This window comes from Cryobacterium sp. TMT2-17-1, assembly GCF_004402765.1.
GTDB classification, from domain to species: domain Bacteria; phylum Actinomycetota; class Actinomycetes; order Actinomycetales; family Microbacteriaceae; genus Cryobacterium; species Cryobacterium sandaracinum.
On sequence record NZ_SOGC01000046.1, the window covers coordinates 60766 to 75501 of the forward strand.

The 14736-nt window shown below is 63.0% G+C and carries 12 protein-coding genes; 8 read left to right on the top strand and 4 right to left on the bottom strand.

Annotation, left to right across the window (positions count from 1 at the left end; genetic code table 11):
- The first annotated feature begins 229 nt into the window (after positions 1-229).
- Positions 230-622: a hypothetical protein gene (locus tag E3O47_RS13530; protein ID WP_134342788.1), complete on the top strand. Its 393-nt coding sequence runs from the start codon at positions 230-232 to the stop codon at positions 620-622.
- A 49-nt stretch (positions 623-671) separates the two neighbouring features.
- Here the strand turns inward: E3O47_RS13530 and cycA are convergent, their stop codons facing one another.
- The gene (cycA, locus tag E3O47_RS13535; protein WP_134393754.1) at positions 672-2138 is read right to left on the bottom strand and encodes a D-serine/D-alanine/glycine transporter; all 1467 of its coding nucleotides are present in this window, start codon (positions 2136-2138) and stop codon (positions 672-674) included.
- A gap of 127 nt (positions 2139-2265) precedes the next feature.
- Positions 2266-3402, bottom strand: coding sequence for an alanine dehydrogenase (ald, locus tag E3O47_RS13540; RefSeq protein WP_134420872.1), 1137 nt, complete (start codon positions 3400-3402; stop codon positions 2266-2268).
- Positions 3403-3698: 296 nt separating this feature from the next.
- Here ald and E3O47_RS13545 point away from each other — a divergent pair, with 296 nt between their 5' ends.
- Positions 3699-4907, top strand: a complete 1209-nt coding sequence (locus E3O47_RS13545) for a PucR family transcriptional regulator (RefSeq protein WP_134420874.1) — start codon at positions 3699-3701, stop codon at positions 4905-4907.
- Positions 4908-4927: 20 nt separating this feature from the next.
- On the opposite strand, the gene alr is transcribed toward E3O47_RS13545, so the two are convergent.
- Entirely contained in the window at positions 4928-6094 is a 1167-nt protein-coding gene (alr, locus tag E3O47_RS13550) for an alanine racemase (protein ID WP_241986212.1), read from the bottom strand.
- Between the two features lie 251 nt (positions 6095-6345).
- Here alr and E3O47_RS13560 point away from each other — a divergent pair, with 251 nt between their 5' ends.
- Complete coding sequence (locus E3O47_RS13560; RefSeq protein ID WP_134420880.1) at positions 6346-6849, top strand: cupin domain-containing protein; 504 nt, start codon at positions 6346-6348, stop codon at positions 6847-6849.
- A gap of 49 nt (positions 6850-6898) precedes the next feature.
- Here E3O47_RS13560 and E3O47_RS13565 read toward each other — a convergent pair whose 3' ends face one another.
- Positions 6899-7900: an NYN domain-containing protein gene (locus E3O47_RS13565; protein ID WP_134420882.1), complete on the bottom strand. Its 1002-nt coding sequence runs from the start codon at positions 7898-7900 to the stop codon at positions 6899-6901.
- 199 nt (positions 7901-8099) lie between these two features.
- Between E3O47_RS13565 and E3O47_RS13570 the strand changes: the two genes are divergently transcribed.
- The 5 genes from E3O47_RS13570 to E3O47_RS13590 all read left to right on the top strand — a co-directional run bounded on the left by E3O47_RS13570 (position 8100) and on the right by E3O47_RS13590 (position 14716).
- On the top strand, positions 8100-8897 hold the full coding sequence (locus E3O47_RS13570) for a nuclease-related domain-containing protein (protein WP_198418037.1): 798 nt from the start codon (positions 8100-8102) through the stop codon (positions 8895-8897).
- Positions 8894-10189 (top strand): exonuclease domain-containing protein, encoded by a 1296-nt coding sequence (locus E3O47_RS13575; RefSeq protein ID WP_134420886.1) that lies wholly within the window; start codon positions 8894-8896, stop codon positions 10187-10189. The genes E3O47_RS13570 and E3O47_RS13575 overlap by 4 nt, the downstream gene beginning before the upstream one ends.
- Before the next feature lie 187 nt (positions 10190-10376).
- On the top strand, positions 10377-10775 hold the full coding sequence (locus tag E3O47_RS13580; RefSeq protein WP_134420888.1) for a (deoxy)nucleoside triphosphate pyrophosphohydrolase: 399 nt from the start codon (positions 10377-10379) through the stop codon (positions 10773-10775).
- Positions 10772-13672, top strand: a complete 2901-nt coding sequence (locus tag E3O47_RS13585) for a DEAD/DEAH box helicase (protein WP_134420890.1) — start codon at positions 10772-10774, stop codon at positions 13670-13672. The genes E3O47_RS13580 and E3O47_RS13585 overlap by 4 nt, the downstream gene beginning before the upstream one ends.
- A gap of 207 nt (positions 13673-13879) precedes the next feature.
- The gene (locus tag E3O47_RS13590) at positions 13880-14716 is read left to right on the top strand and encodes a G5 domain-containing protein (protein ID WP_241981787.1); all 837 of its coding nucleotides are present in this window, start codon (positions 13880-13882) and stop codon (positions 14714-14716) included.
- Positions 14717-14736 lie beyond the last annotated feature (20 nt).

Here is a 14736-nt window from a genome sequence, read left to right on the forward strand (position 1 = left end):
CTTCCTGAGTCGATTGAAGGTCGATTTGTGACCCCTCACGGCTTCGGCAGGGCGAATCAGGAGCCTCCGAATCGGTGTGGAGTCTGTTCCAGACCTGGCGCAGGCATCCATATTCACTGCCGGGACACCCCCACTGGGGACAAAAAAGCAGGCCAAAGCCCTCTTTCGCGGCGCGCCCCCACCTAGGCTTGAACTTTGCAGTAAAGCCAATCAGTTGGGGGACTGAAGCGTGAGTTCGGATAACGTGTTGCTCGCAACGGGGGCGCTGGTCGTGGCGCACTGCGGGATCCTGATGGGCACGGTGTGTCTGCCGTTCGCGGCGTCGTTCCTCCTGGACGGAATCGTGCAGCTTCTGCGAGGCGACGGCCCGAAGCTGTTCCTGGGCAGCCTGGGCCTGGTGGTTCTGCTTGCCGGTGCCGGATACGCCCTGTGGCAGTTCGGAGCCGGCTACCCCGGAGTGGAAATGGAGAGGCCGGCCCTCATGGTCACGGTTTCCCTTTACTTGGTCGCGGTCTCCACTGTGCTGGCGCTGATCGGGTTCGTGCTGCGAACGGTGAGGCTCCTCCGGGACGCCCGGCGGGAGGCGGACAGGCTGCAGTACATGCAGATGTCTCCCCTATGACGCCGGCTGAGCACCGCGCTGCCTCGGACTGACCGGCTCGTCTCGACCCTCAGTCGCGGAAGGTGAGCGCCAAAGCCCGATCGGCCTCGACACTCGCCCGGTGAAGTTCTTGATTAGCGGCCATTTCGGGGCGACGGCGGATGATGAGCCAGGCGATGCCGAGCCCGATGAACCACACCGGCGTCACGACCAACGCCTGCAGCGTATCCGTCTTCTGGGTGAGCGCCCAGATCAGGAATACGAAGAACGCGAGCAGGACATAACTCATGTACACGCCGCCGGGCATTTTGAACTTGGATGCTGCGTGCAGCGCCGGGCGGCGCTTGCGATACACGATGTAGCTCACCACGATGATGGTCCACACGAAGATGAACAGCACCGACGCCATTGTTGTCACCACGGTGAACACGGCCATGATCGATGAACTCGAATACAGCAGCACAGCCGATATGAGCAGGAACATGCACGAGAACAGCAGGGCGTTGGCCGGCACCTTGTGGCGGGTCAGACGTTGGAACCGCCCCGATGCCGTGCCCTCGACCGACAGCCCGAAAAGCATTCTGGATGTTGAATACAGACCGGAGTTCGCTGAGGATGTCGCGCTCGTGAGCACGACGAAGTTGATCACGGCCGCGGCCCCGCCGAGCCCTGCGAGTGCGAACATCGCCACGAACGGGCTCACATCGGCGCGGACCTCACGCCACGGCGTGACCGTCATGATCATGATCAAGGCGAGAACGTAGAACAGCATGATGCGAATGGGAATGGAGTTGATTGCCTTGGGAAGGTTCTTCTCCGGGTGCTGCGCTTCGGCGGCCGTGGTGCCCACGAGCTCGACCCCGAGGAACGCGAACACGGAGAGCTGGAAACCGGCGATGAACCCCATCGGGCCGGTCGGGAACATCCCGCCGTCGTTCCACAGGTTGGTGAAACTCGCCGGGGTGCCGTTGGGGGACTGGAACTGAGTGAACACCATCACGAGGCCCACGACGATAAGCGTGACAATTGCCACGATTTTGATCAGCGCGAACCAGAACTCGGTCTCGCCGAACGCCTTGACGCTCGTGAGGTTGAAGCCGAGCAGAATCGTTACCGCCACGAGCGCCGGAATCCATAGCGGCAGATCGGGCCACCAGAAGCTCGTATACAGCGCGATCGCGATCAGCTCGGCGATGGCGGTGACGATCCAGCACACCCAGTACGTCCAGCTCGTGAAGAAGGCGGCCCACGGCCCGAGCAGGTCGCCGGCGAAGTCGCTGAACGACTTGTATTCGAGGTTGGAGAGCAGCAACTCGCCCATGGCCCGCATGACGAAGAACAACATGAAGCCGATGATCATATAGACGAAGATCACGGACGGCCCCGCGAGGGAGATCGTCTTCCCCGAGCCCATGAACAGGCCCGTTCCGATCGCACCGCCGATGGCGATGAGCTGGATATGACGGTTCGAGAGCGATCGTGCCAGGTGTGGTTGCGCGTTCGGCGCTGGATGCGTGCTGGTTTTCACTTGCGACATCGGAGATACTTCCTTGTAGTCCAGGCAATGGGCACAGTGTCGGGGTCACCGATCTCTGCAGAAATTGTGGGTCGCGGATGCCGGGGCCGACCGATCAGGCCGTACCCGGCATCCGCGACCAGTGCTGCTAGACCAGCGCGAGCTCGACCTCTGAGACGAGGTCGGTCCAATCCGTGAGCGGAAGGTCGAGGGCGACGCTGACCGAGCGGTTCGCGACCTTTCCGGCGGCGATGTTCAGGCCACCGGCAAGGGCGGCGTCCCGCTCGAATGCTGCACGCACGCCACGGTCGGCAATCGACAAAGCGTAGGGCAGAGTCACGTTCGTCAGCGCGAGGGTCGACGTCTGCGGGACGGCGCCGGGCATGTTGGCGACGCAGTAGAAGATCGAACCGTGCACGGGGAAGGTGGGGTTCTCGTGCGTTGTGGCGTGTGTGCCCTCGAAGCAGCCGCCCTGGTCGACCGCGATGTCCACGAGCACGGAGCCCCGCTTCATGCGCGACACGAGCTCGTTGGTGACGAGCTTGGGGGCCTTGGCGCCGGGGATCAGCACGGAGCCGATCACGAGGTCGGCCTCGGTGACGGAACGGTTGATCTCGTAGGCGTTCGAGGCGGTGGTCTTCAGACGTCCGGCGTACTGGGCGTCGAGTTCGCGCAGGCGGTCGATGTTGATGTCCAGGATGGTGACGTCAGCGCCCATCCCGATGGCCATGGCGGCGGCGTTGGAGCCAGCGACGCCGGCACCGATCACAGTCACCTTGGCGGCCCGCACCCCGGGCACCCCGCCCATCAGCATGCCCGGGCCACCACCCGGTCGGGTCATCGACGCGGCGCCGACCTGAACGGCGAGGCGTCCGGCAACCTCGCTCATCGGGGCAAGCAGCGGCAGTGAACGGTCAGCCTTCTGCACGGTCTCGTAAGCGATCGCGGTCACGCCGGACTCGAGCAGGGCGCTGGCGAGGGCGGGCTCGGCGGCGAGGTGCAGGTAGGTGAAGAGGATCAAGCCCTCACGAAAGTACGAGTACTCGGCCGCGATCGGCTCTTTCACCTTGAGGATCATGTCGGCGCTGGCCCACACCTCGAAGGCGGTCTTGACGATGGTTGCACCGGCGGCTTCGTAGTCGGTGTCAGCGAAGCCGGAGGCGATTCCCGCGCCGGCCTGTACCAGCACGGTGTGGCCGTGAATCTTGGCTTCGTGCACTCCGGCGGCGGTGATGGCCACGCGGAACTCGTTGTTCTTGACTTCGGTTGGAACGCCAATGATCATGGGGAACTCCTGCTTCTTGTAGACGCCTGCTGATCGACTTTGGTCAGCTTTAAAATGATAAACCCGGATTTAAAGGCCGCCCCGGCTCCGCCATGGGGACAACGGAGGCCGAGGGCAACCCCGTCGCGCGGTGCACAAGGCAGAAAATTGCCGTTTACACAGGTATTTGTCTTTCCCGAGGCCGGTGGTCAGGGGCGGATTCATCGTGCAGACACCCCGCAGTCGGCTCGACATCTGTAGCGCCCAGGTGCGTCGATCGTCTCCTGACGTCCACGCTGCTCCGTTAGATTGAATCTATGAAAACGGCCGATATTGACCAAGCAGTGGTCAACATCGCCGCGCGAATTGACCGGGCTCTCTCGCTTGAAGACCTCGACGGCGGGCTGCTCGCGTATAGCGCGCATCAACCCACGGCCGACCGAGTGCGCACGAACTTTCTGCTGAGCAAGGTTGTTCCGCCCGATGTCAGCGCCTGGCAGCTCAGCCACGGTATCGCCTCGGCAGTGAAGCCGGTTCCCGTGCCGGCCAACGCCGACCTCGGAATGTTGGGCCGCGTGTGCGTGCCGCTGCTGGCACGTGGATTCCGGGTGGGGTATCTGTGGGTCCTCCAGCTCGACGACGAGCAAACGCCCAATGTGATTCTGCGTGAGCTGCGGCTCATCCGCCCGGAGATGGACGCCCTCGCAGAGATGCTGCTCAACCGTTCCAGCGCCGATTCTAAAGCGCGGCGCACCGACGAGGCCCAATTCCTCGCCGCGTGCTTGGGGGACCGCAATGCCGGCGTGGCGGTGGACGGTTGGCCTGGTGTGCACGGGCGCGGACCCTGGCGGCTCGCCGCGCTGCTCGAGCGCGGTGACAACGCGCAGCGCGACCCCGCCAAGAGCGGCCTGCTGCACCGTCTCGCCGCACTGTATGCCACGCTTGGCATCAATACCGTGCTGTTCTCGGCCGGCACCGAAACGCATGCCGTTCTGCTGCTCCACGACGAGATTGACGGCTTCGACCTGTCCGAGGTTCGAATGCGCTTTGAGTTCGAGGTGTCCCGCCGCGGTGGGCAGGTGGCTGCACCCGCCCTGATCGGGCTGAGCGAGCCCTTCACCGACCTGCGACGGCTGCCCGGTGCCTACTCCGAGGCGCGGAGCGCCGTGCAAGCGGCCAGGGTTGATACCCAGCTCGGCACGCTCGTATCGTTTCGCGCTACCGGGGTCTACCAATTCCTGGCCGTCGCAAGTCGAGACGTGTTGCCGTCCGAGTCAGCGCTCTTCTCCGAACTCCGGGCACTCGACCGAAACGGGGAACTGCTGCCCGTGCTCGAGATGCTCTACGACAAGAACGGGTCCGTTGCCGAGGTCGCAGAGCACCTGCATTTGCACCGAACCAGTATTTACAACCGGCTGGGACGCATCCGTTCCGCATTGGGCGTCGACCCGCTCGGCGGGCAGGCGCGCCTTGAGCTGCACCTGGCCCTCAAGGCCGACCGCTGGGCTGGCCGTCCGCGCCTCTGACGGGCCTGCCCGGATTGGTCTCAGACGTTTCGGTAGACGCGGGGAACGCGGGGACTGATGCGGGTGACCACTTCGTAATTGATGGTGCCGGCGGCCGCCGCCCACTCGTCAACGGATGCGTCGTCGTCGCCGGGGCCGAACAGCACCGCTTCGGCACCGATCACCGACGAGCCGGAGGCCACGAGTGCGGCCTCACCGAGGTCGATGACCATCTGGTCCATGGCGATGCGCCCGACCACGGGATAGGTCACGCCGTTGACTCGCACCGGGCCTCCCGTGGCGATGCGCGGAATGCCGTCGGCGTAGCCCAATGGAATCAGGGCGAGCGTCGTCGGGGCCGTGGTGCGGTAGTCGAGCCCGTAGGAGACGCCCTGTCCGGCGGGAACGTCTTTGCACACCGATACGAGCGTGCGCAGGGTCATCGCCGGGCGCAATCCGAGGTCGTTCGAGGTCTGGTTGGCGAACGGCGACAGGCCGTAGATGGCCAGCCCCGCCCGCACCAGATCGAAGTGCGTGTCGGGGCGGGACAGCGTGCCGGCGCTGTTGGCGAGGTGCCGCACCATCGGGCTCAGCCCCGCCTCCTGCGCCACTGCAACGGCCGTCGTGAATGCCGCAACCTGTTCGTCGGTCTCGACGCGGTCGGGTTCATCGGCCACCGCGAGGTGCGAGAAGATGCCCACGACGGTCACAGATCCGCTGGCTTCCGCCTGTCGGGCGCGGGCCACGAGCTCGGCCCACTCCGTGGGGGTGCTGCCGTTGCGGCCCAGACCGGTGTCAATCTTGAGATGAATGCGTGCGGTTTTTTGCTGCTGCTGCGCGGCCAGGGCGATGAGCGGCAACTCCCAGCCGGAGCATCCGAGATCAATGTCCGCGGCGATTGCCGCGGCGAAGTCGCTGTCTGTGGTGTTCAGCCAGGCCAGTACCGGCACCGGGATGGCCGCAGCGCGCAGTGCCAGTGCCTCCGATATGTGTGCCACGCCGAGCCACTCCGCTCCCGCCTCGAGCGCCGCGCGAGCGACGGGGAGAACCCCGTGACCGTAGGCGTCCGCTTTGACGACCGCCATCAGCCGGGCTGGGGCGGCGAGCGCAACGAGGTGGCGAACGTTGTGTCTGATCGCGTCGAGGTCGATCACGGCTGCGCGCTCCGGCAGCCGTTCGGTGGCGGTGGGCACGGCTGCTGATTTCACACGTTGCAGCCTAACCCTCGGGTGGTGCGGCCCTGCGTTCATGGCTGAGCGCACCGGCGAGCGCGGGCCGTTCCTGGGATGCCGCAGGTATCCGCGGTGCAAGAGCACGCTTGCGCTGACCTGAGCGCGCCCGTGACGGGTCGTAAATGACCTCAACCGGGGCGCCATCCCGGTATCCAATCAGCTGGGGGCGGCCTAGCGTTCGCACTGTACGCGTCAACCCCGCTGTCCCCGCACTAGGAGGAGGAATCATGAACGTGAACCGAGCCGGGTCGGCCGGCATCCGTGTGAAGACTGCCCGCGACATCGAGTCGACCGGAGACGCCAGCGCTCTGGACCGGTACCTCATTGACAGTGCTGACTCGGGTGGAGCAATCGCGGTCGTGGAACACCTGCTGGCGCCGCGCACCCTCGCGGCACCGATCCACCGGCACAGCCGGGAAGACGAGTACAGTCTTGTGCTTGCCGGGCGGCTCGGAGTCTTCGAGGACGGCGACGAAGTCGTTGCCTCGCCGGGCGACCTGGTCTTCAAGCCGAGGGGTCGCTGGCACACCTTCTGGAATGCCGGCGAAGAGCCTCTGCGGGTGCTCGAGCTGATCGTGCCTGGCGGAATCGAACAGCTCTTCCGCCAGCTGGCCGAACCGGGGGGCGAGTACGATCCGGCAACGCTTCCGCCGCTGGCGGCCGAATACGGCGGCGAGGTCGACTTCGAGGCCACCATGCCCCTGATGCAGCGGCACGGGCTCGTCTTCTGAGGCACCGGCGACCCCTCTCGACGCTGGTGAGAGACCGCCCGGCTCCGGCTCAGGCTCGCAGGCGAAGCAGAACCGGGCTCGCCGGACTTTTCTGCTCGACCTCAACGACCGAAGACCGAGATTTCAGAAAATCGGAGAATTGGGTGAAGCCGAGCGCCCGCTCCTGAAATGATGGATCCATTCGTTTCATTTGGAGCTTCAGCGCCGATGCGTGTTGCCACTCCTGATCGTTTTTCGCCAGCAGCTCCATCGCTCGCAGGAGCAGCGGAGTCGCCGCCTTCCGGGCAGTGGGCGTGGGCGTGGCATCGGTTGTGGGTGCGGGCACCGCGGCCGAAACGAGAGGAAGCGGAGCCACGGATGCGACGGCATCCGTCTTCTTGGATGGAACCTCCTTGGCCGGCGGGATCGGGGGCGCTGGCGGGGTCGCTGGCGGGGTCGGGGCCGAGGGGGTCGGCACAGAAATCAGCGTTGCCGCACTCGTGACACCGGGCAGGGAGTCGTAGTCGGCGAACTCGTCGCAGGCGGCCGCGAGAGTACTGCTCGTCGAGCCGGACACGCCGATACCGATGACGTAGCGACCCAGCCTTCGGCAGCGCTGGGCGAGCGGGACGTAATCGGAATCCCCGGCGACGATGACGACGTGGGTGAGGTCGGTGAGCCGCAACACGTCCTCGACGACGTCGATGGCCAACCGGATATCTGCGCCGTTCTTCAGCGACGAGACGGTCGGGAACAGTTGCGTCAGGTCGACAGCGCGGTCGGTGAGCTGGCGCTGGTACCTCGCGTTGACCGCCGCCGACCAGTCAGCGTAGGCGCGACTGACCACAACTGACCCGAACGACGACGCATAATCCAGCACGGCGCCCACGTCGATCATGGCCTGGTGGATGCGCGCGGTGACCTCAGGGTCCGCCTTGGGGTTCGACGACACGTGATTGCGCGCCTTGTCTTTGGCGAGCTGGTTCTTGCCGTGCAGCTGGTTGTAGCGCGAGATGACAATGTTGTCGAAGTCCAAATAGACGCCGACTCGTTCGCGGGACTGCTCAGCCATCCGGTGCTCCTCATTGGGTCGATGCCGGTGACGAGCATCGTGCCAGTCCCCCCCCCCCCCCCCCCCCCCCCCCCCCCCCCCCCCCCCCCCCCCCCCCCCCCCCCCCCCCCCCCCCCCCCCCCCCCCCCCCCCCCCCCCCCCCCCCCCCCCCCCCCCCCCCCNGGGGAAACGGGGAACCATGAATATTCACGCGCCAACAATGAGGCAGCAGTTCGCGGCCCAGGCGGTCATCGAGGAGCTTTTGCGGCAGCACGCCGATACGCCTCCGCGCAGCACGTTCGCGCGGTTCTGCGGCAACTCTCCGTTGCGCAGCGACAGCGTCAGCTGGTATCTGGGTGCCAAAGGCGAAATCGTGGTCGGCCAGATCCTCGCGACTCTGCCCCTGGAGTGGTCGTCCTTCCACGCCCTTCCGATCGGCAAAAAGGGCGCGGACATCGACCACATCGTCATCGGACCAGGCGGCATCTTCACCATCAACACGAAGCACCACGCGGGCAAGACCGTCTGGGTGGCCGGGCGGGGCCTGATGGTGTCCGGCCAGAAGCAGCCCTATATCCGCAACGCCGAATACGAAGCCGGCCGGGTCACGAAACTGCTGAGAGAACAGATGCCGCTGCTCCCGGCCGCGCAGCCCGTGCTCGCGCTGGTCAACCCCAAGTCGCTGACCGTCAAGGTGAAGCCGGAACAGGTGAAAGTCACATCCGCCGCTGGCCTGCGACGCTGGCTCGTGAAGCGTCCCGTGGTGCTGAACGCCGGTGACCTGGCGGAGCTCGCCGCGGTCATCGACGATCCGGCGACGTGGCCGGCCCCGCTGTTCCCTCCCACGGAGAACGTGCTGGCTCGCTTTAACGCGCTCGATGCCGAGGTTCTCGCGGCGCGAACGCGGCGCACGCAGTGGAGAGCGTTCGGCTTCGTGGCATCCGTGGCTGCGCTGCTTGTGGCGGGGCCTCCAATGTCAGCAGCCATCGTCAGCATCCTGATGGGAGGCGTCCTATGACCAGTCTGCACCGCCGTCCGGCACACCGGGATGAGAGCGAAGTGTCGGCCGGCAGCGGCAAGGGGTATGCGGTCATCGACTTCGAAACGACCGGGCTGTTCGCAAAGTCGAGTCATCGGGTCATCGAGGTTGCCGTCGTTCACGTGGATGAACAGGGCCGTATCACCGGCCGATGGGACACGCTGATCAACCCCGGCCGCGACCTCGGCAGGCAGGACATCCACCGCATCCGCGCGGCCGATGTCATGCAGGCGCCGACCTTCGAGCAGATCGCACCCCAGCTCATTGAGCTCATCTCAGGGCGAGTGCTGGTAGCGCACAATGCGCGGTTTGACACCGGATTCCTGCTCGCGGAGCTGGATCGGCTCGACTATGAAGCTGAGCTGGGGCTCGAGGCGCTCTGCACCATGCAGCTGGCGCGCGAGTTCCTCCCCGGCTCCGGTCGAAAGCTCTCCGACTGTTGTGCCGCGTACGACATCCCCCTCGTCGACGCGCACCGCGCCCTGGCCGATGCCGTAGCGACCGCCAAACTACTGGGCGCCTACATCGCCGAGGCTCCGGATGCCCCGGGCTGGGCTCGCAGCGTATCCGACGCCGCCGCGTTGCCTTGGCCGCCCTTCCACGGAGAGGCGTCGGAGTGGGTGTCCCGCGACGATGTTGCCCCCGCCGGACCGGTCAAGGCCGCATCATGGCTCGACCGGATCACGGTGAAGCTTCCCGAGTTCGCCGGGCCGGCGGAGCAGTTGGACTACCTCGCCCTCCTGGACCTCGCCCTGCTCGACCGCGAGCTGTCAACGCACGAGGCGCAGGCGCTCGTGCAACTCGCCGAAGACCTCGGCATCGGCCGCGCCACCTGTGAGGCCCTGCACGAACGTTACTTCGACGACCTCGTGCAACTCGCCTGGGCTGACATGGTTCTCACCGAGGCCGAAATCACTGACCTCGTCACCGTGGCGCAGCTGCTGGGGCTTCCGGCCGCGGCGGTTGCGACTGCGATGGTGGCGCCGCCGGTTGCCGGAACCGTGAAGGTGGCTGTCGCGTCGCCGGAGCGCTTCGCGCTGACCGTGGGCGACATCGTCGTTCTCACCGGGGAGCTGCTGCGGCCGCGTGCCGATTGGCACGCCGAACTCACGCAGCACGGGTATATGCCCGGAGCCGGCGTAACGAAGAAGTCCCGTCTGGTCGTCGCGGCCGACCCCGACTCCTTGTCGGGCAAGGCGCGCAAGGCTCGCGACTATGGCATCCCCGTTGTGAGCGAAGCAGGGTTGAGCTCCCTGCTGCGTCGTTCCTGATCACCGAGCGCGATCCGCACCCGGCCGTGATCGCTGAGGAGCCAACAGTTTGCCATGCGGGGCACTTGTAGGAGGCGAAATGGCGGTCTTGCTCGGAGCTACTGGCCTCACCAACCTGACACGAGCGGCTCACCGCCGCTGGCTAAGCTGGCAATACGCATCGACGGCCAAGTAACGGAGTAAGCACTTGAAGAAAAGAATCGAAGTCGTCGCCGCCGTCCTCACCAGAGGGCAGACAATCCTTGCGGCACAGCGGAGTTCGACAATGTCGTTGCCCGGTATGTGGGAGTTCCCCGGAGGCAAGATTGAGTCGAACGAGTCACCGAAGCAAGCGTTACTCCGCGAACTCGAAGAAGAGTTACTCTGCTCTGCAGAAATTGGCGAACATATCGAAACCACCGAGCACGAGTACGACTTCGGTATCGTCGTCCTAACGACGTACTACTGCTCGCTCATCGGTAAGGAACCTCGCCTGACAGAGCACTCGGAGCTTCGCTGGGTGCAAGCCGCCGAACTCGATGAGCTCGAGTGGGCCCCCGCCGACATTCCTGCGGTCGAGCGAGTCATGAAGGACTTCTTGGTTTGAGTGAGACTCGCAGTCAACTAACGCTCGACAACGCTTTTGGATTCTTAGATTCACACGTCAAATCCGACCAGGTCTTCCATCCCGCTCTTGTGTCGAATTCCAATGGCCAGACGATGCTCAAGGCGATCCTTGATGAGCTGAAACGATCGTGCAATTTCGTGTTTTCCGTCGCGTTCATCGCGCCGAGCGCGATCGCCCTGCTCAAACAGGCACTCCTCGACTACCGAGGAACGGGCACAATCATCACCTCTACTTATCTCGGCTTCAACTCGCCTGCCGCGTTCCGTGAACTCCTCAACCTCGATGGCGTCGATGTCTACGTGTATCCAGACTCCGCCGCTGGGTTCCACGCGAAAGGTTACATATTCGAGCAGGAGTCGAGCACCACAGCGATCGTAGGCAGCTCCAACTTGACAGCCTCGGCGCTGCTGAGAAACCAGGAATGGAATCTGCGCTTCTCGGCTCTGCCCGATGGGGACATCGTGGAGCAGCTGAATTGCGCAGTCCAGGCGCATATGGATGCTTCGACCGCCTTGACGCGGAGATGGATCGATGAGTACGCACTGACGTGGACTCCGCAGCCTAACAACCCTCTTCGAGGAGCGCCAGGGACTGAATCGCTCGGTGATGCGCTGCCGGGAGGAGTGATCCTCCCAAACTCAATGCAGGTAGAAGCGCTCGCTGAGATTCAGGCTTTGCGGGACGCAGGGGAGAGCCGTGCAGTCGTCATTTCGGCGACCGGGACAGGAAAAACAATCCTTTCCGCGCTCGACGTTCGTGCCTACGCGCCCAAACGTATGTTGTTCGTCGTGCACCGTGAGCAGATTCTGGACCGGGCGATTGATGAGTTTCAGCGCGTGCTCAATGCCCCGGACAGCGACTTCGGCAAGTTCGTCGGATCGAAGAAAGAGCTCGATCGGCGCTATGTGTTCGCATCAATTCAATCGCTTTCTCGGCCAGAGAATCTTCTCGCAATTAAGCCTGACACCTTTGACTACGTGCTGATCGACGAAGTCCACCGCGCTGGCGCTGCTAGCTACCGCACACTTATCGATCACCTCGAGCCGGATTTTCTTCTCGGGATGACGGCAACTCCAGAACGTACGGACGAGTTCAACGTGTTTGAGCTGTTCGACTTCAACGTGCCGTACGAAATCCGCTTGCAGAAAGCGCTCGAGGCCGACATGTTGGCGCCATTCCACTACTACGGCGTCACGGACTACATAAAGTCGAACGGCGAAGTCATCGACCAGGTAGCGGACCTCAGCCGGTTGGTCGCGCCTGAGCGAGTTGACCATCTGATCACGTCCATCGAGAAGTATGGCCACGCTGGTGTGCCGGTCAAAGGGTTGATCTTCTGCAGTAAGAATGCCGAAGCGGCCGAACTCTCTGGAATTCTCAACCAGCGCGATGTCCACGGGCAACGACTTCGAACTCGTGCCTTGAGTGGGAAACACTCGGTTGAGGAGCGGGAGCTGGCTGTGCAGATGCTGGAACGCGGTGAACTTGACTACATCGCGACTGTCGACATCTTCAACGAGGGCATTGACATCCCCTCGGTCAACCAGGTGGTCATGCTCCGGCAAACGTTGTCGAGCATCGTTTTCACGCAGCAGTTGGGTCGAGGGCTGCGCAAGGCTGCCGGCAAGGACCACCTCGTGGTGATTGACTTCATTGGCAACTATGACAACAACTACTTGATTCCTATCGCGCTTTTCGGTGACAGCACCCTCAACAAGGATGCGATCCGCAAGAAGATCATCGATGCACAAGAAGCTGGCGCAATAGCTGGCCTCTCGAGCGTTAATTTTGATGCGATTTCGAGAGAGAAGATCTTTGCTTCCCTCGCGACGACAACTCTTGACAGCATGTCAAACCTCAAGAAATCCTTTGTCGATCTCAAGAACCGACTGGGTCGCTCACCGCTACTCACGGACTTTGCCCGCTTTGATACCGTCGACCCGACGGTCATTGCGACCAAGCAGAAAAACTACTGGAGATTTCTCAATAAGGTCGGGGCAACAGATGTCTCGGCCGACGCCTTCGAAGACGCGGTCCTGACTTTCCTCTCCGGAGAACTACTCAACGGAAAGCGGCCCCATGAGCTGCTGCTTCTCGACCAGCTGCTGTCACGTTCTGGCGGAGTGACGGTTGAGGACTATCAAACTGAGCTTGGGGGGAGCGAGCTGGCCAGCGATCAGGCGACTCTCGATTCCGTCCTGGCCGTATTAAGTTTAACTTTCTTTACCGAAGCCGAAGCCACGAAGTTCGGTGCCGCCCCGATCGTCTATCTTCATGATGGGGCCTACCACCTCAGCGAGAAATTTGTTGAGGCATGGGGTGCAGGCCCACTCTTCCAAATGCACGTTCGCGATGTCGTTGACGCGGGACTGTATCTTGCGCGCCACCGATACAAGTGGAGCGGACAGCTTGAAATCGGTCAACGCTACTCTCGTAAAGATGTCTGCCGTTTACTCAATTGGCAGTCCAATCAGCAGAGCACCATCTACGGATATAAGGTCGACTATTTCTCGAACAGTTGCCCCATTTTTGTGACGTACCACAAGGGGTCAGACGTGTCCGAGAGCACGAAGTACGAAGATGAGTTCCTCAACTCGTCAACCCTGACGTGGTACACCCGAAGCAGGAGAACGCTCGCGAGTGGCGAGGTGAAAGCGATTGTAGAGAATCGTCTCCCGCTTCACGTATTCGCCAAGAAAGACGATGCAGAGGGAACTGACTTCTACTATCTAGGCAGAGCAAGATCGCAGGATGCTCGCCAGACAAAAATGTCCGGAGAGAGCGGACATGATGTGGTTTCCATGACGCTTGGCCTGGCGAGCCCAATCGAGTCGAGCCTCTACGAGTACTTTGCGGCTTCGGCTCAAGTGGCTTAACTGCTTTCGCTAGCCTCGTTCCCGTTGGAACAGTGCTGGGCGAGGGCCTAAATTTCGCCCCTAAGTGGGGCGCGACTTGAGGTGGACCGGCGCGATAACGTGGGACCTACTGTCGTGTCTACTGACCTTGGGGGTCAATGTGCTCGTCTCTGCCATCGATTCATCTGTTCTGAGCAACGTTGACGGTCCCGAACTCGAGGCGACGCGATGAGCCTCAAAGGCACATTCGGCCCACTCGTTGATCGTTTGCGGGAGCCGAACGGAAAAATCGCCCTCCGTTGGCGGTGGAGCGGAATCGCGATCCTGGCTCTTTTCTGTGTGGTGGCCATTATCGGAGGAGCGTTCTGGTCGATCATCGCGCTGATCGGCCTCGTCGCTGCCATTGTCGGGATCTACGCGGCTGTAACTGGCTCCGCAAAGTCCTTTCGGGTTCGCTCCAGATCAGCCGGGGCAGTCATGCTGGGAGCGGGACTCCTGGTGATGCTGGTAGGGACCGGGGTTAATGCTGTGACGCGCCCGCAAACGCCCGACAGTGCCAGCGTGGCCAAGTCGGCTTCGGGTTCGGTCCAAGTTGACGAAGTCGTGAAGCCAAGCCCAACTCCCACTCCGGTCAAGACCGAGTCGGAAGTTCAGCTGGTAGCAGCCATTCCATTTGAGGTCACTTCGGTTGAAGATCCCAACATCGATGTGGGTGCTTCGGCCATCACAACTGCGGGTGCTAACGGTGAGACAACCACAACCTATCTCGTCAAATCCGTCGACGGCGTGGAAGTATCCCGAGAGGTCAGACGTGAAGAGGTCACGCTGCAGCCGATATCTGAAGTGACCTCTGTCGGGTCACGCCAGCCGGCCCCGCCAGCTCCTGATCCGATTGACCCCTGCAATTCGAACTACGCGGACGTATGTGTACCGAATTCCAGCGACGTCGACTGTGAGGGCGGCAGCGGCGACGGCCCGGCGTACGTAGATGGACCGCTCCGTATCGTCGGTACTGATGTTTACGGCCTCGACCGTGACGGTGATGGGATCGCATGTGACAAGTGACCTTTGGCCGACATGCTCGG